Origin of the sequence: Kitasatospora sp. NPDC088134 (genome assembly GCF_044741705.1) — a bacterium.
Lineage (GTDB): Bacteria > Actinomycetota > Actinomycetes > Streptomycetales > Streptomycetaceae > Kitasatospora.
In genome coordinates this window covers 146,025-164,496 of the sequence record NZ_JBIUTD010000001.1, presented here as the reverse complement: position 1 = coordinate 164,496, position 18,472 = coordinate 146,025, and the positions used below count along the sequence as shown (strand labels likewise).

Genomic DNA, 18,472 nt, shown 5'->3' with positions numbered 1-18,472 from the left:
CCGGTACGGCCATCTCCCGGCCGGCGCCCGCACCCCTCCTGCCGCCGGGTGCGGAACCGAAGCCCCGCCGACGGGAGATGGCCGCACCGGAAGGCCCGGAGCCACCCGTCCGTCCGCGCCCAAGGAGGCACCCCCATGCCCCGCACCACCCCGCCGCCCGCCGTGCACGACAGCCTGGTCCTCGAACCCCGCGACGTGCACTTCGACTGGTCCGCGCTGCCGATGCACTGGATCCCGGACGAGCCGATGGCCACCCACACCATCAACGTCCTGCACCTGCTGCTCCCCGAGGGCGAGCGCTGGTTCGTCAAGGTCTTCAAGGAGGCGCTGCCGCTGATCCGGGACGACCAGCTCCGCGAGGAGGTGCTCGGCTTCATCGGCCAGGAGGCGATCCACGCCGAGGCCCACCAGGAGGTCCTCGACCACCTGCTCGGCCAGGGCCTCGACCCGCGGCCGTACGTCCGGCAGGTCAGCTGGCTGTTCCACCGCGTCCTCGGCGACAAGCCCGGGCTGACCGCCCGGCAGCGCCGCGAGAACGTCATCGAACGGGTCGCCTTCGTCGCCGCGATCGAGCACTTCACCGCCTTCCTCGGCAACTGGGCCCTCAACTCGCCCGGCCTGGACCGGGCCAAGGCCGACCCCACCATGCTCGACCTGCTGCGCTGGCACGGCGCCGAGGAGGTCGAGCACCGCAGCGTCGCCTACGACCTGATGCGCCACCTCGACCCCGGCTACCTGCGCCGGATCCGCGGCATGTTCGTCTCCGGCCCGCTGCTCGTCCACCTCTGGGTCCGCGGCGCCCGCTTCATGCTCGCCGCCGACCCCACCCTCGACGGCCGGATCGTCCCCACCTGGCGCGAGGCCCAGCGCGCCGCCCGGCGCGGCCTGCTCCCCGAACCGGCCCGCTTCGTCCGCTCGGCGCTGCGCTACTTCGGCCCGGGCTACCACCCCACCCGCGAGGGCAGCTCCTCCCAGGCCCTCGCCTACCTGGCCAAGTCCCCGGCCGCCCGGGCCGCCGCGACGCGCTGAACGCGCGCCCCCGTTCCGCCCGCCTGCGGAACCCCACCCCGCGGAACCCCACCCCGCGGAACCCCACCCCGCGGAACCCCACCCGCGCAACCCCAGCCGCGGAACCCCGTCCCCGAAGCCCTCTCCCACGGAGCCGCTCACCATGGATCTCGAAACCCCGCCGCCGGACCTGTACGGACGCCCGCGGGCGGACCGGTTCTTCGAGCGGCTGACCGCGTTCGGCGACTGGTACAGCCCGGCACTGGGGCGGCCCGGGCTGCGGCGCAGCCCGCGGCGGCCGGAGGCGCGCGGGGTGCCGCCGCTGTTCCTGGTGGTGGCGGCGCACCGGGTGGTGGCCGAGGACGTGGTCGAGCTGCGGCTGACCGACCCGTCGGGCGGGATGCTGCCGGAGTGGCAGCCGGGCGCGCGGGTGCAGGTGACGCTGCCGTCGGGGCGCGAGCGCCACTACTCGCTGTGCGGGGACCCGGCCGACCGCCACGGCTACCGGATCGCGGTGCGCCGGGTCGAGGGCGGCGGCGGTGGCAGCGTCGAGGTCCACGACGAACTGCACGTGGGGATGCGGCTGCGGGTGCGCCGCCCGCGCAACGGCTTCGCGTTCTGCGGCGAGGAGAAGGTGCTGTTCCTGGCCGGCGGCATCGGCGTCACCCCGCTGCTGCCGATGGCCCGCGCGGCCCAGCACGCGGGCGTGGACTGGCGGTTGGTGCACACCGGCCGCAGCGCCGCCTCGCTGCCGTTCACCGACGAGCTGAAGTCGTTGGACCCGAACCGGGTGGAGATCAGGACCGACGCGGAGCACGGCCTCCCGGACGCCGCCGAACTGCTGGCCCGGGCCCCGCGCGGCGCCGCGGTGTACGTGTGCGGCCCGGCGCCGATGCTGGCGGCCGTGCAGCGGGCGCTGGACGCCTCGCCCGCGGTCGCGCTGCACTACGAACGGTTCGGCGCCGCCCCGGTGCTGAACGGCCGTCCGTTCACGCTCCGGCTGGGCGCGGGCGGCCCGGAGCTGGCCGTCCCGGCGGACCGCTCCGCGCTGGACGTGGCGCGCGAGGCCCGGCCGGAGCTGCCGTACTCGTGCAAGCAGGGCTTCTGCGGGACGTGCGTGCTCAAGGTGGCGTCGGGGACGCCCGAGCACCGCGACCGCAGGCTGACCGAGGAGCAGCGGGCCGCCGGCCTGATGCTGCCGTGCGTGTCCCGGGCCGCCGAGGGCGAGACCCTCGAACTGGAGGTGTAGTCGGATGAAGCAGCCCCCGAAGTTCCCCTTCGACGAGCGCGACCTGGTCCGGTTCCGGGAGACCCAGCAGCTGGCGTACCACTGCGCCGAGCAGGTCGCGGCCTGGATCGAGCCGGGCGTGACCGAGCGCCAGGCCACCGCGCAGCTGCGCCGCTGCCTGGTCCGGGCCGGCGTGCAGGACTTCTTCCACGTGCCGTTCGCCTGGTTCGGCGACCGGACGGCGTTCCGGCACTTCCACACCCCGCTGCAGTTCTTCGCGGGCTCCCGGGTGCTGGAGGAAGGCATGCCGTACGTGCTGGACTGCGCGCCCGTGGTGGACGGCTACACCGCCGACATCGGCTACGGCGGCAAGGTCGGCGAGAACCCGGTCTGGGACCGCCTCGCGCTGGACCTGAAGGCGTACCGGGAGCTGATCCTCCGTGAGGTGAAGGCCCGCAGGACCCTGGCCGAGGTGTACGCGGCGGTGGACGCGCAGATCGCCGAGCACGGCTACGACAACCGCCACCAGGTCTACCCGGGCCGGGTGATCGGCCACCAGGTGACCCGGATGACGGCCCGCGGCCCGGCCGGGGTGAACCTGTTCGGCTTCGGGGTGCGTACGCTGCAGACCCTCGGACGCGAACTGGTGAAGGAGCGGCTGGAGGGCAGATCCCCGCTGTGGGCGGGCGGCCGGGCCTCCCGGCACGCGCCGACGCCGGGCCTGTGGGCGGTGGAGCCGCACATCGGGTTCCGCGAGGTGGGCATCAAGTTCGAGGAACTCCTCGTGGTCACCGAGGACGACGTGTACTGGCTCGACGACGACCTGCCGCACGTGCGGCGCTGGGCACTCCTGGAGGACGCGGCATGACCAGCGGCAACACCGAGATCCGCCGACGCACCGTCGACTCCGGCGGGCTGGCGCTCGCCGTCTACGAGCAGGGCGACCCGACGAACCCGACGGTGGTCCTGGTGCACGGCTACCCGGACGACCACTCGGTCTGGGACGACGTGGCCGCGGACCTGGCCGCCGACCACCATGTGGTGCGCTACGACACCCGGGGCTCGGGGGCGTCCGGGGTGCCGGCCGGCCGCGAGGGCTACCGGCTGGAGCTGCTCGGCGAGGACCTGTTCGCGGTCGCGGACGCCGTCAGCCCGGACCGGCCGGTGCACGTGGTGGCGCACGACTGGGGGAGCGTGCAGTCCTGGGAAGCGATCACCACGCCCGGCTCGTACCGGCGGATCGCCAGCTACACCACCATGTCGGGCCCCTGCCTGGACCACATGGGGCACTGGATCAGGCACCGCACCCGCCGCCCGACGCCCCGGCACCTCTCCCAGCTGCTGCGGCAGGGCGCGCACTCCTGGTACATCGCGCTGTTCCACCTGCCGGTGCTGGCGCCCGCCGCCTGGAAGCTCGGCCTGGCCCGGCTCTGGCCCCGGGTGCTGCGCGACCTGGAGGCGGTCCGGCCGCGCCCCGGGCACCCGCAGGCGACGCTGGCCAAGGACGCGGTGCACGGCATCGAGCTGTACCGGGCCAACATGAAGCCCACCGTGCGGCGGCCGCGCGAGCGGTTCACCGAGGTCCCGGTGCAGCTGATCACCCTGGAGCGGGACCACTACGTCTCGGACTTCCTCTCCGAGGGCCTGGAGCAGTGGGTGCCCCGGCTGACCAGGCGCTCGCTGAACGCCACGCACTGGTCGGCGCTGCTGGAGAAGGGCCCGGCGGTGGCCGCGCTGGTGCGCGAGTTCGCCGCCCGCGACCACGGCGCACTCCGACAGGAGCCGTCCGGGGCGGGCGAGTTGGTGGTGGTCACCGGCGCGGGCAGCGGCATCGGCCGGGCCACCGCGCTGGCCTTCGCCGACCGGGGCGCCCGGGTGGTGGTCTGCGACCGCGACCTGCCCGCCGCGCAGCGCACCGCCGAACTGTGCGAGCTGTCCGGCGTCAAGGCCGCCGCCTACCGGGTGGACGTCAGCGACGGCGCCGCCGTGGACGTCTTCGCCCGGCAGGTCGCCGCCGACTTCGGCGTCCCCGACGTGGTGGTCAACAACGCGGGCGTCGGCCACTCCGGGACGTTCCTGGAGACCACCGAGGCCGAGTGGAAGCGGGTGCTGGACGTCAACCTGTGGGGCGTCATCCACGGCTGCCGGGCGTTCGGGCAGCTGATGGTGGAGCGCGGCCAGGGCGGACACATCGTCAACCTGGCCTCGGCGGCGGCCTACCTGCCGTCGAAGGTGCTGGCCGCGTACGCCACCTCCAAGTCGGCGGTGTTCATGCTCTCCGACTGCCTGCGGGCCGAACTCGCCCCGCACCGGATCGGCGTCTCCACCATCTGCCCCGGCATCGTCAACACCAACATCACCCGCACCACCACCTTCTCCGGCCTCGGGGCGGACGACCAGGCCGCCAAGCAGGCCAAGGTGTCCAAGATGTACGCCCGCCGGGGCTTCCCGCCGGAGAAGGTGGCCGCCGAGATCGTCCGCGCCGTCCGGGCGAACAAGGCCGTGGTGCCCGTCACCGTGGAGGCCAAGGCGGCCCGGCTGCTCGGCCGGCTCAGCCCCGCGCTGCTGCGCAAGGCCGCCCGGATCAACGCGGGCTGACGGCCCGTCGGGCGGGGGCGGGGGTGGGGCGGTGGCGCGGTCGGGGGGCCGCGCCACCGCCGTGCTCCTGCCGGTGCGTCAGGCCAGCGGGCGGCAGAGCACGGCGTCCGGGACGCCGTAGTGCAGCCACTTCCAGGTGTAGGCGACCCCGGCCAGGTACTCGCCGTCCGCGCACTGGCCCTTGTAGGAGCCCGGCGCCCAGTCGCTGCCCGCCGAGCCCCCGGCGGCCGGCCGGTTGTCGCCGTGGTCGAACCAGAGCACCCGCCCGGTGGACGGCAGCGGCCCGGCCGCCGGGGCGCAGAGCAGCGCCGCCATCGCGTTGTTGTGGACGCTGTAGCCGACCGCGAAACTCCCCTCCGGGCACTGGAGCTTGTTGTAGCCGGACGCCCAGTCGCCGCCCGTCACGTACCGCTCGTCGGTGACGGCCGTCCAGCCGCCCGGGCCGGTCGCGGGCTCGCCCGCGTCGGTGCACAGGCCGCGCCCGCTGCCCCGGCCGAGGCCCACCACCCGCTGCCCGTCCGGGCAGTTGCCCTTGCGGTTGCCGCCGCTCCAGTCCGGCAGGGCCAGCATCCGGCGGGAGGCGACCGCGTCGGCGTGGTCCAGGTCCAGCAGGTTCCAGTGCGCGACGGGGGCCACCGGCCCGGTCGCGGACGGGGCGGCCAGCAGCCGGTTCCAGGCGGGTGCCCGCCAGTCGCCCGGGTCCTCCAGGCCGAGCACCCGGCCCGCCGGGTCGAAGCTCAGCAGCGCCCAACTGTCCTGCGGGACACCGCCGTTCTGCCAGCCGACCAGCGGCCAGATCGCGAAGTCGGTGTCGTGCGCGGCCAGGATCGCGGTGAAGTTCGCGAACCAGTTCTGCCCGGCGGCATCGGTGTCGCCCCGGCCGCCCGCGCCGAACTCGCTGATCCACACCGGGGCGGTGAAGTGCTGCCCGGCCCGGGTGACGAACAGCGCCTCGTCGTTCACCACCTGCTCCAACTGCTGCGGGGTGAAGTCCTGGTAGCGCGGGTCGTTCGTCGCGCCGGGCCCGCTGCCCGCACCGGTGTTGGCCGGGCCGGTGTAGCCGTAGAAGTGCGCCGAGTACACCAGCTTCCCGGAGTCGACCAGGGTGTTCGACAGGGTGCGGACCGGCGTCAACTGCGGCCGCCCGTGGCTGAACCCGGCGGCCGGGATACCGTACCAGTTGATGCCCTCCATGATCACCAGCAGGTCCGGGTCGGCGCGCAGCAGGCGGTTGCCCGCCTCCTCGTAGGCCGCGTACGTGTCGTGGGCGTCGCCCAGGCCCCAGTTGGGGTCGTCCCAGGTGTCGCGGCGCACCTCGTTGCGCAGGTCCACGCCGACCACCCGCTTGTTGTCCCGGTAGCGGGCCGCCAGGGCCAGCCAGTCGTCCTCCCAGGCCTGGGTGGACTGGCCGCTGTTCCACCGCTCGTTGCCGTCCAGGCCGCAGCAGAACCGGTAGCTCGTGGTGTGGTTGTTCAGGATCACCGCGAAGCCGTCGGCGGTCAGCGCCGCCACCACTCCGTCGTACACCTGCAGCGGCGTCCGGCCCCGCCACTGCGGGTTGGCCGCCACCGCCGCGTCCGGCACCGGGGTGCTGTCGTGCAGCATCGCGTTGGCGAACGGCAGCCGGACGCTGTTGATCCCCAGCCGGTGGAACCCGGCCAGGATGTCCGCGACCGGCGCCCGGTCCAGTCCGAGGGGCAGGTTGGACGAGACCTGCCCCGCCTGGTTGTTCGCCGGGTCGGTGGTCGAACCGCTGCCCTGCCAGGTGCCCTGCGCCCCGGACCAGTTGCCGGCCTTCAGCTTGAACCGGTTCCCGTTCGCGTCCACCACGTACCGCCCCCGGGTGCTCAGCGGCCCGGTCCAGGACGCGGCCAGCTGGGCCCCCGTCAGCACCGGCGGCGGGCCGGGGTCGGCCGCGGCGAGCGGCGCGGCCCGGGCGGCGGAGACGGACAGCGGCAGGCAGAGCGCGAGCGCGGCCGCGGCGGACAGCGCGCGGCGGACGAACAGCTTCATGACCGTCCCTGGGGGAGGAGGAGGGATTCGACGGCCCGCCGGGCGGCTCTGCGCATGCACGCGACAACGGGCTCGGACACTTCCTACTCGCAAGTAGCCACCACGGCAAGGGCGTTGACGTACCGGCCGGTGCCCGGTCGCCACTCGCCCGCCGTCCGCCCGAAAACCGGCTGCGCCGCCCGGTCCGGAACGGGCAGACTGCGGAGGCATGAACGACCCGACGCCCGAGGCCCGCGCCCTGCACCACGTCGCCGCCCGCAGCCGCGGCGGCCCGCTGCCCGCCGGGCTCGACGTCACGCTCAACTTCCACCCCGACCGGCTGATCGACGGCCGCCCGATCCTCCGCTCGATGGCCGAGGACGGCGTCTACCGCTCCCAGTTCTCCACCGGCACCAGCAACGGCGGCCTCACCGCCCACCCCGGCGGCGACCGCTGGACGTGGGAGAGCCGGATCTTCGGCGGCGCCTACGACGACGCCCCCGCCGAACTCCGCCCCGTCTACGGTGCCCTCAACCACCGCCGCGACCCCTACGGCGGCGCGCCCCGGTTCGGCTCCGCCCACCTGCGGCTGCGCCCCGACACCCTGCACCGGGCCACCTTCTGCTACCCCGACAGCTTCCTCGAACCCGAGGACTTCGGCACCGCCGCCGCCAACGACCTGATCGCCCTCGCCGAGGCCGACGACCAGGACCTGCTGGACTCCTACATCGAGGCCCACCTGCACGGCCCCGTCCGGTTCGCCGAACACGTCGACGCCCTCGTCCTCGACCCCTGCTACCGCGGCACCGACATCGAGACCGCCGCCCGCCTGCTGCCCTGCCCCCTCGAATGGCACCCCGGCCACCGCCTCCCCGCCACCGACCTCCACCGGTACGCCGACTACCGGGGCCCGCACATCACCGCCCTCGCCGCCACCCTCGCCCAGGACGGCGTCCTCGACCCCGCCACGATCGGCACCGCCGCCCGCAGCGGCGCCCACGACCCCCAGCACCTCAAGCAGGTCTGGCACTGCCTCGCCCGCTACGGCCGCCGGCCCGGGGCTGGGCAATGTCCTGATGATCAGGGGCGGAGCCGGATGACAAGTGCGGCTGCGGCTGCGGCGACGGTGCCGAGGTGGACGCAGCCGCACTTGTCGTATCCGGTGGCGACCGCACGGAACGCCTTGAGCATGGATACCTCCATTATCTTTGTTCGTCCCCATTGCAGAGTTGTGGGCGAGTTTCGGGCCCGAAATGTTCGCAATGATGGTCATTTATGATATTCACGAGCATCTTGTCCAATTTGGGCGAGACGTGGCCGCTGCGCTCCTGGGAGTATGAGGTCATGTCGAAGAAGCGACACCGAGCCAAACCCTTCAGTGAATTGCTGATCTCCCTGCCGCCTGCTGTCGACTGGTACGGCACTGGACTCCCCTCGCCCGCGGGGGTTGACGAGTTCCTCGACGGCGAGGGTGGGCGCTGGCGCAAGGTCCGCGGCCCGTTCGAACGCCGTCTGGCAAAGAGGCTGCTGACGTCAGCCGATGTCGTGATCGTGGGCGAGGGCGTCGGCACTCGCCTCCGTCGCATTCCCCTGTCCGAGCGGCTCGAATTCTGGACGCAGGTGAACGACCGGTTCAATACGGCCGATACCCCTGGCTACGAACCGTATCAATTCGTCTCGCCGGACGGCCTGACGCTGCTCTACATCGAGGAGAACTGCTAAGGGCTGTCCCGCAAAGGTCGCGCGGCAGTGGGCCGGTCCGTCAGCCGGAGGTCATCGCGGCATGATTGCCCGCGTGACCAAGGGCGCGGATGCACATCCCTCACGGCTACCCGGCTACCACGACGGTCCCTTCGGCCTGCGCCCCGAGCTGCTGGCCGAGAGACCGTTCTGGATGGGGCACCTCTACTCCTGTGCCTCGGGCGGTGCTGGGGGGCTGCTGTTCGGACAGGGCTATGCCTGGGCGGAGCACCGGGCCTACCAGCAGCGCCTGCAGCAGCGGGCCGATTGGCCCACGTTCACCATTCCGCTCGCAGCCGGCCACCGCATCCATGTCGTCCACCGCACCGTTCCCGACGACGCAGGAGTCGACTACCTGCTCCACCATCCCGACTGGGAACGAGCCGAGCTGCTCGCGCGCATCGACGGGCACTTCATGAGCCCCGGCCTGTCCTGGCCGGACCTGATCACCGCCGCGGACAACGGTCTGTCCCTTGACGGCACCGTCGCCGACCCCCACGCCCGCCTGCTGCTCCTGCTGCCCGCCTTCGGAGACGCGGCCGCACCACCGGAGGCCGTCGACCGCCTGGCCGCGGCGTTGCGCGCCCGCTTGGGAACGCCGGCCGCCGAACCGCTTGCCGCGACCATGCTCGAAGGTCAAGGCCTTGCTGGTCCGGTGCGCTGGGCAACGGCCGCGGGCGGCACACAGGTCAACGACGGCAGGTATTCGCTCCGCAACCCCGCCAACGACTTCGCCCTGCCCGGCGAGCGCTTGGCCCGAGTCAGTGCCGCATTGGCCGGGCACGCGGACATCGGGGCGTGATCCGCACGGAGAAGATCTCTCGGTGACTGCATTGATCACGGCAACGGAACCCTCCTGGACAGCGCCGTTCACCGGGCTGCGGCCGCGCGACTTCCGCAAGCTGATCACGATGCTGCACCGGGAAGGGGCCGATCAGACTCGCCGAGGGCGTCCCCGGTCACTGCCACTGAAAGGCCGGGTGCTTCCAGTACTCCAGTGTGGTTTCGCGATCTACGCGCTGGAGGGAGCGGAGAGTCGCTTCCGGTAGTGGCTGCGACGTGCCGAGGCTTGGTGGCTTCTGCGCCAGTTCGACCAGAGCAGAAGCGCGTTCAGGGACGTGATCGGCGGCCTGAACAGTGCTCCGATCAAGCGGCGGATCTCCGGGACGGTCAGGTCGACCGGGTCCCCGCTTCGGGCCGGGCGGTTCGTATCCGCAGGTCTGGTCGGCCTCGCGTCGTCTTGATCCGCACCCTGGTCGCGCAGGAGATCGCCAGCACGTAGCCGACCTCGCGGGCCTCCAGTCCTGCCCGCAGGCCGGGGCCCTGGCCGTAGACCTCGTCACCGGTCACCCACGACGTGTTCACGCCGGTGTCCAGCGCATGCTCGATCATCTGCAGGGCGAGACGAGGCTTGGTCGTGAAGACGACGTCCTCGGGTACTCCGGCACTGCGGCGCCGCTTGGAGTCCCGGCTCCATGTGTGTTCGGGCAGGTAGAGACGGCGGTCGATCAACGCCCGCCCTCTGCTGGAGGCGTAGGCGAGGAAGGCGCCCACCTGGCTGTTCTCGATCCGCCCGGCGGTCCCGGTGTACTGCCGCTGGACACCCGCAGAACCGTCGCCCTTCTTCAGGAAGCCTGTCTCATCCACGATCAGAACACCGTCACCGGTGCCGAGATGGTCCATGACGTAGCGTCGGACCTCGTCACGCGCCGCAGCCGCGTCCCAGCGAGCGCACCGCAGCAGCCGCTGCATCGGACCGGGACGGCTATGGCCGGCGTGCTCCGCCAACTGCCAGCAGTTCTTGCGCTCGGTCCCGGACAGCAACCCGAGCAGATAGGCGCGGGCCGCGGCCCGAGGTTCCACTCGACCGAACAAGCCGGCGATCCGAGCCATGGCCTGGTCGAACAACGCCTGCCATCGGGCAGGGTCTACGCGATGGCCCGCGGCCACTGCACGATCTTCAAGAGTCCGCACAACCCTTGACCATCTCGCGCTTGCCCTGCCCCACGGCTCCTTCGCCGCCGGCTCGCTCCACGTGCTCGGCCCGGATGTCCTGCCAGCATGTGCAGCCGCCCATTTCGCTTCCTCCTGGTCCGTTCGGTCCTTCACGTAGCTCGCGTACCTCTTCTCGGGGAGGGGGATCGCCTCGGTGTACCAACCATGGGAGTGACCAAGGAAGTTGCACGCCAAGCTCAGTCTCCCCCCCCGATCTGTCAGTCGGCGACTGTACTGTGCCCCGTGACGCGCCGCCCCGGAAGGCGCGGCTTCGAAAAGGGCTGACATCATCCATGACGCGCACAACACCACCACGGCCGATCGACATCGCCATCGCCGTCCCCGAACTCGCCGTCTACGCCCGCACAGCGCTGCGCTTGCATCCACGACAGGGAACTCCGAGCACCGCAGAGAGTTCGGTTGGCGGGCCCCTCCTGTGGCCCATCGACGAGCCCTGGCCAACATGTGCTGAGGACCACGGTGCCACTCCGCACGGGGACCTCGTCACCCTTGCCGAGGTCAGACGGATGCGCGATCTGCAGCACTCGCGTTCCGAGAGCGGCGGTGCCTTCATCCCCGACGGACAAAGCGGACCAGTGGCCATCGTGGACAACTCGGATGACGAGCGCCCCACTCCGATGCTGCCGATCCTCCAGCTCTACCTTCGCGACGCCCACGGCGTGGTCACCGGCCCGCCCGGCGCCGATCTCCTGCAGGTCCTGTGGTGCCCCTTCGGCCACGAACCCGACTACGTACCAGCCACAAGCATCCATTGGCGCACAGCAGCAACCATCCACGAGATCCTCCGGAATCCCCCGAGCCCGGCCATCATCGAAGAGGAGGACTTCCTACCCCAGCCCTGTGTCCTGCACCCCGAACCCGTCACCGAATACCCTCCGCAGATTCAGCTGCCGAAAGACCTTGAAACCCGACTGGCCCCGTGGAGCTCCAGGGACAGCACACCCAACTACCAAGGCGACTTGTCTGTCGCACCGGGCTGGAAGCTCGGTGGCTGGGCACCCGTGAGCTTCCGCGACATAACCCGCATCGACTGCCCGTGCGGAAGCGAAATGCGCCCGTTCCTCTACATTGACTGCCGCGAGTGGGACAACGGCACGACCAGCTGGAGGCCGCAGGAGGAATACGATCCGATCACCAACCCCACCGGCACTCCCACACACCTCAGCAACATTGGTGTCTCCGTCCATGGCGACGGCATGCAGATCTACACGTGCCCCGTTTCCTTCGCCCACCCGCCCGCACAATGGAACCAATAGCGGGCCTGTCCAGTAGACGGGGGTGTGTCCAGTCAACGGCTCTGGCGTGTAGTCGGTGCCGGATGCCGCGCTGCCGCAGGTACCGGCGGCACGGCCCATGGCTACCGGAAGCGACTCTCCGCTCCCTCCAGCGCGTAGATCGCGAAACCACACTGGAGTACTAAAGGTTGTTCCGTAAGGCTGTGCGTGGGGCATTTCTCCTGTATGGGTGGGGTGCTGAGGGTTGAGCCGTTGTGGGTGGAGACGTTCACGGGTCTGCGGATGCGGCGGTTCGAGGGCCTGGTGAAGGTGGTGCGGGAGCGGGGCGGTGACGGGTCCGGTGGGGGCAGGCCGTGGTGTCTGCCGTTGGCGGAGCGGGTGCTGCTGGTGGCGGTGTACTACCGGACGAACCTGACGATGCGGCAGCTCGCTCCGTTGTTCGGTGTCTCGACGGCGACGGTGTGCCGCGTCGTGCGGCGTCTCGGTCCGCTGCCGGCACTGGAGCCTGTGCGGTCGTCGGCTCCGGGCGTCGAGCGGTTGTGGAGCGTGGACGGCACCCTGGTCCCGGTACGCGACCGCACGGTGGGCGCATCCAGCCGCAACTACCGGTTCTCGGCGAACGTGCAGGTCGTCGTCGACGCGGACACCCGCCTCGTGGTCGCCGCCGCCCGCCCGGCCCCGGGCAACAGGGCCGACGCCCACGTCCGGCGGGCCTCCGACCTGCCCGCGCGGTGCGCCAACGCCAAGGTCCTGGCGGACGGCGCCCACATCAACACCGGCCTGGCCGTCCCGCACCGCAGACGCCCGGGCCGGCCCCTGCTGCGGGCCCAGGAGGAGGGCAACGCCGAGCACCGACGCGTGCGCGCCCGCATCGAGCACACCTTCGCCCGCATGAAGAACGACAAGATCCTCCGCGACTGCCGACAGAAAGGCGACGGCCCGCACCACGCGGTGCAGGCCGTCGCCCACATGCACAACCCCGCCCAGACAGGATGAAACACCAGCTCAGAGCACGCTCAACCCTGCCCGCCCAAGACCTTCTGCAACAACCTTCAGTACTCCAGCAGCACTTCGTGATCATGGCCGAGGTGGCGTCGGGCAGGCTGGCTGTGCAGCGGCTGATTCATGCTGGCAGGCGTGTGGTCAGGGCGTTGGCGAATCGGTGGAATTCGGCGACGACCGGCATGCTCGTGTTCTGCCCGTAGTGGACGAGTCCTTGTGCGAGGCATGAGCGTGTCTCGTCGGTGTCCCCGCGCAGGAAGTGAAGGGCGGGGAGGAGGAGTCCGGTCCGGTCGGGATTGGGCACGTTGCCGCCTGTCTGAAGCGCGGTCAGCAGCCTGTCCGGGCTCGCGTGCTGCCGGGCGAACGGCAGGCCGTAGGTCTGAACGAGTTCGTGCAGCTCGTCTGCGGCCCGTTCGGCGTCACCGGGTTCGGCGACCCGTAGTTGCAGGAAGGCGTTGTCGGGGGTGAGGTAGCCGACTGGTCGGCTGATCGTGGCGGTCGTCCGGGACACGGCCCCGGTGATGTCGGCGAGGAGTCGTTCGAGGGGGTCGTAGCGCAGTCCGACTACGGGATTGATCTCCAGCGGGTGGTGTTTCGAGGCGCGGTTGAGTCCGGCCCAGGCGTGGAAACCGTTGCCGAGGTTCTGGGTGTAGATGTCGCCGGTGCGCTTGCGCCACCCGGCACCGATCATCCGGTCCCGCGCGGCGGTGCTGAACGCGGCGATCAGGTCGCGCATCATCGGGCCAGGATAGTGATCCGCTCTCGGGGTTCGCGGGCGGGCCGGTCCGGGGTGGCTGCTGCAGCCAGGACGGCGAGGAAGGCCAGGGCGAGCATCGCCAGGGTGATGTGGCGGTGCCAGGAGGTCCAGCGGCGGACCTGACCCTTCGCAGCCTGGAAGCACTCCTCGATGCACCATCTGATCCCGGCGACGCGCACCAGGGCCGACAGCGGGACAGGTTCAGGTGACCAGCACAGGTAGAACGCCAACTCCCCGATGTCGGGGCTGCGCCGGATCAGCAGTCCCCGGTGCTGGTCAGTGCTGGTTTCCACCCATGCCCAGTCGCAGCCGAGTCGTAGTAGCGCGCTCCCTTCGCGCCGGCTCTGGCACTGTGCCGCTGCCGGATCTCGGCCGGCAACCGGGAACCGACGTGATCGGCGCGCACCGTGGTGCGGTCCGCGTTGACCCTGACCCGGCTGCTGCAGGCGATCGCGAGGACGTAGCCGACACCCAGTTCCTCCGGGGTGGTGCGTAGTTGCGGGGCCTGGCCGTAGACCTCGTCTCCGGTCACCCGGCGGGCCGGGACCTCGGCCGCCAGAGCCGCGACGATCATCTGCCCGGCCAAGCGGGGCTTGGTGGCGAAGTGGGCCGTCGCCGGGATGCCAGAGCCGCTGCGACGCTCGGCGTCCTGGCACCAGGCCTGCTCAGGAAGGTGGAGGCGACGGTCGACCAACGCCCGTCCACGTGCGGATGCGTAGGCCAGGAACACTCCGACCTGGGCATTCTCGATTCTTCCCGCTGTGCCGGTGTACCGCCTCTGCGTCCCACCGAGCAGAGCGGACCAGGCGCTGCATCGCATCGGGGCTGCCATGCCCGGCCTGCTCGGCCGGTCCCCAGCAGTTCTTTCGCTCGACTGCCGAGAGCAGTCCCAGGACGAACGCCCGCGCCGCCGCGCGGGGTTCCACACGGTAGAACCGGCCGGCCCCTCCGGCCATGGCCTCATCGACCATGGCCCGCCAACGGGCAAGGTCTACGCTATGGCCTGCGGCCAGCACTTGATCATTCGTTGTCTTCACAAACCACGATGATCAACGGTGGCCGCACCCATCTCTCCACCAGCCCCCACCGGCAAGATCACGAAGTGCTGCTGGAGTACTACGCTGGGCGCCCATGGACCTGACGACGATGGCCGGGCCGCTGGCCTCCTTCGCCCTGGTGGTGGGCCTGCTCACGCTGACGCCCGGGCTCGACACCGCGCTCATTCTGCGGACGGCGGCCCTGGGCAGGCGGCGGCAGGCGTGGGGGGTGGTGCTCGGCATCCAGACCGGCACCCTGGTCTGGGGCACCGCCTCCGCCGCCGGGCTGAGCGTGCTGCTCACCGCCTCCCGGCTGGCGTACGAGACGCTGCGCTGGGCCGGGGTCTGCTACCTGCTGTGGATGGGCGTCCAGTTGCTGCGCAGCCGGAACGCGGAGCAGGGCGAGGAGGCCGGCCCCGCCGACCGGGACGGCGGCTGGTGGGCCGGCTGGCGGCGCGGCACCGTCACCAACCTGCTCAACCCCAAGGTCGGCGTCTTCTACGTCGCCGTGCTACCCCCGTTCATCCCCGCCGGGGCCCCGCACCTGGCCGCCGGCGTGCTGCTCACCTCCGTGCACGTCGCCGAGGGACTGCTCTGGTCCGCCGTCCTGATCGGCTTCGCGCACACCCTGCGCGGCTGGCTGCGCCGCCCCGCCGCCCGCCGCCTGCTCGACCGGGTCACCGGCACCGCCGTCCTCGGCTTCGGCGCCAAGCTCGCCCTCGGCGACTGACGGACCGTCAGGTCGGAACGTCACGACTTGTCGACAGGGCCCCGGGCCGGGCGGGTCGCCCCGTTAGAGTGCCCGGGTGACCCAGCAGGAACCGGAAGTCGTCGCGGGCCGCTACGAGTTGGCCGAACTCGTCGGGCAGGGCGGGATGGGCCGGGTCTGGCGCGCCCGGGACCGGCAGCTGTTCGGGCGGGAGGTCGCGGTCAAGGAGATCCTCTTCCCGCCCGGCCTGGAGGACGAGGAACGCGCCCGCCTGCTGGGCCGGTTCGCCGCCGAGGCCCGCGCCGTCGCCCTGCTCAACCACCCGTCCGTGGTCACCGTCCACGACGTGGCCGAGCACCGCGGCTCGCCCGTCATCGTGATGGAGTTCCTGCGCGGCCGCTCGCTCGCCGCCGCGCTGCGCGCCGACGGGCCGCTGCCGCCCGCCCGGGTCGCCGAGATCGGCGTCGCGCTGCTCGGCGCGCTCCGCGAGGCGCACGCCGCCGGGATCGTGCACCGCGACCTCAAGCCCGACAACGTGCTGCTGACCCGGGACCGGGTCGTCCTCACCGACTTCGGGATCGCCCACCTCGCCGACGCCACCACCCGGCTCAGCCACAGCGGCGCCGTCGTCGGCACCCCGCACTACATGCCGCCCGAACAGCTGGAGGGCAAGCACCCCGCCCCCGCCAACGACCTGTGGGCGCTCGGCGCCACCCTCTACCACGCGGTCGAGGGCCGCCCGCCGTTCGACGCCGACGGCCTGCACGCGCTCGCCCTCGCCGTGTTCACCCGCCCGCACCTCCCACCGGCCCGGGCCGGTGGGCTCGCCCCCGTCCTGGACGCGCTGCTCGCCAAGGACCCCGGGCAGCGCGCCGACGCCGACCGGGCCGCCGCGTTGCTGGCCGCCGCCACCGAGAGCCTGACGGCACCTCAGGACCCCGCCCCGGCGGCCCACCCCCGCCGGACCGGACAGTCGACCCAACAGCGGACCGGCCTGCGGATCGCCGCCCTCGCCGTCGCGCTCGCCGTACTGGGCGGCGGGGTGCTGGCCTGGCGGCTCACCGGCAGTGGTCACGGCGGTGGCGGCAACACCGGCAGCACCGGCAGCGGGCTGAACGCGGCGCCGCCCCCGGACGGCAAGGCCGTCAAGGTGGTGATCGGCCTGGACGCTCCGCTGACCGGCGCGCTCGCCGCCACCGGCCAGGCCGTCAAGGACGCCGCCGACCTCGCCGTCAAGGACGCCAACCGCACCGGCGCCGTCCCCGGCGTGCAGTTCGAGCTGCGCGCCCTGGACGACCGTTCGCAGCCCGCCGACGGGCGGGCCAACGCGACCCGGCTGGCCGAGGACGGCGCGGTGCTGGGCGTGGTCGGCCCGGTCAACTCCTCGGTGGCGCAGAGCATGCTGCCGTCGCTGGACGCCGCGGGGCTGGCCACCGTCTCGCCGGTCGCCACCAACGGCGCGCTCACCCTCGGCCCGGACTGGGCGGCGGGCCGGGCCACCCGCCAGTACGGCTCGTTCTTCCGGGTCTGCGCCAACGACGTCGAGCAGGGCGCCACCGCCGCCGACCACCTGGTGCGGACGGCGAAGCGGCCCAAGGTGTTCCTGGTCGACGACGGCTCCGCGTACGGCAGCGGCATCGTCGCCCGGTTCACCGCCGAACTCGACCGGATCGGCGGCACCGCGGCCGGGGCCGAGCACGTCCGGGCCGGTGACACCGACTTCACCGCGCTGGTGGCGAAGGTCCGGGCCTCCGGCGCGCAGGCGGTGTTCTTCGGCGGGATGTACCCGGACGCCGGCCCGCTCTCCCGGCAGCTCAAGCAGGGCGGCGTGGACGGCCCGCTGATGGGCGGCGACGGCCTGTACGCGCCCGAGTTCGCGCAGGCCGCCGCCCCCGGCGACCTGACCGTCTCCACCACCGTCCCCGGCAGCCGGATGCCCGGCGCCAAGCAGTTCCTGGCGGCCTTCGCCAAGGGCGGCTACACCAGCGACCCCGAGCAGTACGGCGCCTACGCCTACGACGCCACCACCGCGATCGTCCGGGCCGTCGGCGCGGTCGCCGCCGCGCACGGCAGGGCGCTGCCCGCCGACGCCCGGGCCGAGGTGGTCCGGGCCCTCGCCGAACTCTCCTTCGACGGCGTCACCGGCCCGGTCGCCTTCGACCAGTACGGCGACCTGGCCCAGCCCACCCTGGGCGTGCTGGCCGTCCGGAACGCCGCCTGGGCGCAGGAGAGCACCGTCCGGCTGACCCGCTGAACCGCCGGGGTCCGCCGTCCTGCGGTCAACTCGTCAACTCGTCAACTTGTCGATACCGGCCCGCAGTTCCTCCGCGTTCATGCACGGCGTCAGCGTCACGTGGGCGCCCAGCTCCAGCCAGAGCGGTTCGACGGCGGCGACCAGCGAGGACTCCTGGTCCAGGTCCACGACCAGGGTGAACGCCCGGTGGCCGCCCGCCGGGTAGAAGTAGGCCGCCTCCGGCTTCAGGGCCGCCAGCATGGCGCCCATCCGCTCGGGCATCAGCCCCTCGGCGATCAGCCGGTTGGACTTCTCGGTGTCGAGCTCCGCCACGATCATCGTTCGCATCGCGTGCCTCCCAGGGGTGCGGGCCTTCGGCGAACCGTCCCATTCTCCCCCGCCCCCGCGCCCCGGTCACGGCGGAACGGTCAGTCGCCCGGCCCCGCGAGCGCGACCAGCTCGACCTCGAACCCGTCCTCGTCCTCCAGGTAGCCGGCGTAGTGCCCGGGCCCGCCCGCGTACGGGTGCCGGTCCGCGAACAGCAGCCGCCAGCCGTGCCCGGGCGCCGCCGCCACCAGCGCGTCCACCGCGGCGGCGTCGCGTACGTGGAACGCCAGGTGGTTGAGCCCCGGCCGGCGGCGCTCGTGCTGATCGGCGGCCAGCGCGGACGACTGCTCCACCACCAGGTAGGTCGCCCCCAGCAGCCAGCTGCGCCCCGCGGACCACTCCTGGTGCACGGCGTACCCGAGCGACTCCAGCAGCCACCCGAAGGACCGCACCGCCCGGTCCAGGTCCGGCACCCACAGCTCGACGTGGTGCAGTGCCCCGTGGGCGGGCGGCAAGGGTTGTTCGATCATCGGATCACCCTAGTGCCGGTGGCCGAAAGCGTTTGACATGGCAGTCGCCGGGCGGGGCAC

The 18,472-nt window shown here is 72.2% G+C and carries 14 protein-coding genes and 4 pseudogenes; 12 read left to right on the top strand and 6 right to left on the bottom strand.

Annotated elements, in window-relative coordinates; genetic code table 11:
* Positions 1 to 135 precede the first annotated feature (135 nt).
* From ACIOHG_RS00620 to ACIOHG_RS00605, 4 genes are all read left to right on the top strand, one after another.
* A complete protein-coding gene (locus ACIOHG_RS00620) occupies positions 136 to 1,029 on the top strand; it encodes a metal-dependent hydrolase (protein WP_400943590.1) in 894 nt (297 codons plus the stop codon).
* A 142-nt stretch (positions 1,030 to 1,171) separates the two neighbouring features.
* Positions 1,172 to 2,257: a PDR/VanB family oxidoreductase gene (locus ACIOHG_RS00615; RefSeq protein ID WP_400943588.1), complete on the top strand. Its 1,086-nt coding sequence runs from the start codon at positions 1,172 to 1,174 to the stop codon at positions 2,255 to 2,257.
* Positions 2,258 to 2,261: 4 nt separating this feature from the next.
* Positions 2,262 to 3,104 (top strand): M24 family metallopeptidase, encoded by an 843-nt coding sequence (locus tag ACIOHG_RS00610; protein ID WP_400943585.1) that lies wholly within the window; start codon positions 2,262 to 2,264, stop codon positions 3,102 to 3,104.
* On the top strand, positions 3,101 to 4,834 hold the full coding sequence (locus ACIOHG_RS00605) for an SDR family oxidoreductase (RefSeq protein ID WP_400943582.1): 1,734 nt from the start codon (positions 3,101 to 3,103) through the stop codon (positions 4,832 to 4,834). The genes ACIOHG_RS00610 and ACIOHG_RS00605 overlap by 4 nt, the downstream gene beginning before the upstream one ends.
* A 78-nt stretch (positions 4,835 to 4,912) precedes the next feature.
* Here ACIOHG_RS00605 and ACIOHG_RS00600 read toward each other — a convergent pair whose 3' ends face one another.
* Entirely contained in the window at positions 4,913 to 6,847 is a 1,935-nt protein-coding gene (locus tag ACIOHG_RS00600; RefSeq protein WP_400943579.1) for a glycoside hydrolase family 5 protein, read from the bottom strand.
* 208 nt (positions 6,848 to 7,055) lie between these two features.
* Here ACIOHG_RS00600 and ACIOHG_RS00595 point away from each other — a divergent pair.
* The 4 genes and pseudogenes from ACIOHG_RS00595 to ACIOHG_RS00580 form a co-directional block, all read left to right on the top strand.
* Positions 7,056 to 7,892: pseudogene (locus ACIOHG_RS00595) on the top strand (DUF3626 domain-containing protein); the annotation flags it as partial.
* Positions 7,893 to 8,170: 278 nt separating this feature from the next.
* Positions 8,171 to 8,548 (top strand): hypothetical protein, encoded by a 378-nt coding sequence (locus tag ACIOHG_RS00590; RefSeq protein WP_400943576.1) that lies wholly within the window; start codon positions 8,171 to 8,173, stop codon positions 8,546 to 8,548.
* A 73-nt stretch (positions 8,549 to 8,621) separates the two neighbouring features.
* Positions 8,622 to 9,368 (top strand): hypothetical protein, encoded by a 747-nt coding sequence (locus ACIOHG_RS00585; protein ID WP_400943574.1) that lies wholly within the window; start codon positions 8,622 to 8,624, stop codon positions 9,366 to 9,368.
* 22 nt (positions 9,369 to 9,390) lie between these two features.
* Positions 9,391 to 9,558 (top strand): annotated as a pseudogene (locus tag ACIOHG_RS00580) (IS5/IS1182 family transposase); the annotation flags it as partial.
* Between the two features lie 211 nt (positions 9,559 to 9,769).
* On the opposite strand, the pseudogene ACIOHG_RS00575 reads toward ACIOHG_RS00580, so the two are convergent.
* A pseudogene (locus tag ACIOHG_RS00575) lies at positions 9,770 to 10,459 on the bottom strand (IS701 family transposase); the annotation flags it as partial.
* A gap of 629 nt (positions 10,460 to 11,088) precedes the next feature.
* On the opposite strand from ACIOHG_RS00575, the gene ACIOHG_RS00570 reads away from it, so the two are divergent.
* Both ACIOHG_RS00570 and ACIOHG_RS00565 read left to right on the top strand, forming a co-directional pair.
* A complete protein-coding gene (locus ACIOHG_RS00570) occupies positions 11,089 to 11,838 on the top strand; it encodes a hypothetical protein (protein ID WP_400943571.1) in 750 nt (249 codons plus the stop codon).
* Positions 11,839 to 12,042: 204 nt separating this feature from the next.
* Positions 12,043 to 12,813, top strand: coding sequence for a transposase family protein (locus ACIOHG_RS00565; protein WP_400943568.1), 771 nt, complete (start codon positions 12,043 to 12,045; stop codon positions 12,811 to 12,813).
* 127 nt (positions 12,814 to 12,940) lie between these two features.
* Here ACIOHG_RS00565 and ACIOHG_RS00560 read toward each other — a convergent pair whose 3' ends face one another.
* Positions 12,941 to 13,558 carry a hypothetical protein gene (locus ACIOHG_RS00560; RefSeq protein WP_400943565.1) on the bottom strand — a complete coding sequence of 206 codons (618 nt, stop codon included), beginning with the start codon at positions 13,556 to 13,558 and terminating at the stop codon, positions 12,941 to 12,943.
* Positions 13,555 to 14,547, bottom strand: a pseudogene (locus ACIOHG_RS00555) (IS701 family transposase). Before ACIOHG_RS00555 ends, ACIOHG_RS00560 begins: the two are co-directional and overlap by 4 nt.
* A gap of 160 nt (positions 14,548 to 14,707) precedes the next feature.
* Here ACIOHG_RS00555 and ACIOHG_RS00550 point away from each other — a divergent pair.
* Positions 14,708 to 15,343 carry a LysE family translocator gene (locus tag ACIOHG_RS00550; protein WP_400943563.1) on the top strand — a complete coding sequence of 212 codons (636 nt, stop codon included), beginning with the start codon at positions 14,708 to 14,710 and terminating at the stop codon, positions 15,341 to 15,343.
* Positions 15,344 to 15,419: 76 nt separating this feature from the next.
* The gene (locus tag ACIOHG_RS00545) at positions 15,420 to 17,576 is read left to right on the top strand and encodes a bifunctional serine/threonine-protein kinase/ABC transporter substrate-binding protein (protein ID WP_400943562.1); all 2,157 of its coding nucleotides are present in this window, start codon (positions 15,420 to 15,422) and stop codon (positions 17,574 to 17,576) included.
* A gap of 33 nt (positions 17,577 to 17,609) precedes the next feature.
* Here ACIOHG_RS00545 and ACIOHG_RS00540 read toward each other — a convergent pair whose 3' ends face one another.
* Both ACIOHG_RS00540 and ACIOHG_RS00535 read right to left on the bottom strand, forming a co-directional pair.
* Positions 17,610 to 17,903, bottom strand: a complete 294-nt coding sequence (locus ACIOHG_RS00540) for a hypothetical protein (protein WP_400943560.1) — start codon at positions 17,901 to 17,903, stop codon at positions 17,610 to 17,612.
* Between the two features lie 80 nt (positions 17,904 to 17,983).
* The gene (locus ACIOHG_RS00535; RefSeq protein ID WP_400943557.1) at positions 17,984 to 18,412 is read right to left on the bottom strand and encodes a VOC family protein; all 429 of its coding nucleotides are present in this window, start codon (positions 18,410 to 18,412) and stop codon (positions 17,984 to 17,986) included.
* Positions 18,413 to 18,472: the final 60 nt, after the last annotated feature.

What these genes read in the sequence shown, in the direction of transcription:
- ACIOHG_RS00615 (WP_400943588.1), top strand. Translation starts at nt 1,172, where the DNA reads ATGGATCTCGAAACCCCGCCGCCGGACCTGTACGGACGCCCGCGGGCG.
- ACIOHG_RS00550 (WP_400943563.1), top strand. Translation starts at nt 14,708, where the DNA reads ATGGACCTGACGACGATGGCCGGGCCGCTGGCCTCCTTCGCCCTGGTG.
- ACIOHG_RS00535 (WP_400943557.1), bottom strand. Translation starts at nt 18,412, where the DNA reads ATGATCGAACAACCCTTGCCGCCCGCCCACGGGGCACTGCACCACGTC.
- ACIOHG_RS00560 (WP_400943565.1), bottom strand. Translation starts at nt 13,558, where the DNA reads ATGATGCGCGACCTGATCGCCGCGTTCAGCACCGCCGCGCGGGACCGG.
- ACIOHG_RS00590 (WP_400943576.1), top strand. Translation starts at nt 8,171, where the DNA reads ATGTCGAAGAAGCGACACCGAGCCAAACCCTTCAGTGAATTGCTGATC.
- ACIOHG_RS00570 (WP_400943571.1), top strand. Translation starts at nt 11,089, where the DNA reads ATGCGCGATCTGCAGCACTCGCGTTCCGAGAGCGGCGGTGCCTTCATC.
- ACIOHG_RS00565 (WP_400943568.1), top strand. Translation starts at nt 12,043, where the DNA reads ATGGGTGGGGTGCTGAGGGTTGAGCCGTTGTGGGTGGAGACGTTCACG.
- ACIOHG_RS00620 (WP_400943590.1), top strand. Translation starts at nt 136, where the DNA reads ATGCCCCGCACCACCCCGCCGCCCGCCGTGCACGACAGCCTGGTCCTC.
- ACIOHG_RS00610 (WP_400943585.1), top strand. Translation starts at nt 2,262, where the DNA reads ATGAAGCAGCCCCCGAAGTTCCCCTTCGACGAGCGCGACCTGGTCCGG.
- ACIOHG_RS00605 (WP_400943582.1), top strand. Translation starts at nt 3,101, where the DNA reads ATGACCAGCGGCAACACCGAGATCCGCCGACGCACCGTCGACTCCGGC.
- ACIOHG_RS00540 (WP_400943560.1), bottom strand. Translation starts at nt 17,903, where the DNA reads ATGCGAACGATGATCGTGGCGGAGCTCGACACCGAGAAGTCCAACCGG.
- ACIOHG_RS00600 (WP_400943579.1), bottom strand. Translation starts at nt 6,847, where the DNA reads ATGAAGCTGTTCGTCCGCCGCGCGCTGTCCGCCGCGGCCGCGCTCGCG.